The sequence below is a fragment of the Asaia sp. SF2.1 genome (assembly GCF_000505765.1).
Lineage (GTDB): Bacteria > Pseudomonadota > Alphaproteobacteria > Acetobacterales > Acetobacteraceae > Asaia > Asaia bogorensis.
This window is the reverse complement of record NZ_AYXS01000016.1, coordinates 45,848-46,223: the sequence shown is the minus strand read 5'-3', so window position 1 is coordinate 46,223 and position 376 is coordinate 45,848. Positions and strand designations below refer to the sequence as shown.

1 pseudogene is annotated in these 376 nt (G+C 50.3%); it reads right to left on the bottom strand.

Annotated elements, in window-relative coordinates:
• Positions 1-187: 187 nt before the first annotated feature.
• Positions 188-376 (bottom strand): annotated as a pseudogene (locus P792_RS38850) (Dyp-type peroxidase domain-containing protein); the annotation flags it as partial.

Genomic DNA, 376 nt, shown 5'->3' with positions numbered 1-376 from the left:
CCTGTATGTGCCCGCCCCGTAACCCGGAGCGGCTGCCTGTCGGTCGAAATACCGCGACGCCCTTCCAACGTCCAGCATTATAAAACAGGACTCAAATACTCCAAAATATAGAGAATATCGCTAGGCAGAAGATCCTTGCAATCGTTACGCTAAAATAATGCACCGGAACACCAGATGCTATATCTTATTAACTCTCGAACAAGGTCTGACCAACAAACTCCCCATCCCTTCTGCCGGGGCAGGCAAATAATCCGCCCCCGATATGGGTCGTGTACTGGTTTATCATATCGAATTTGGACATTTTCTCGAAAATCCTGACGAAACCTGTCCGGGGGTCCTGCTGCCAGCTCAGAAACAGTAGGCCGGCATCCATCTC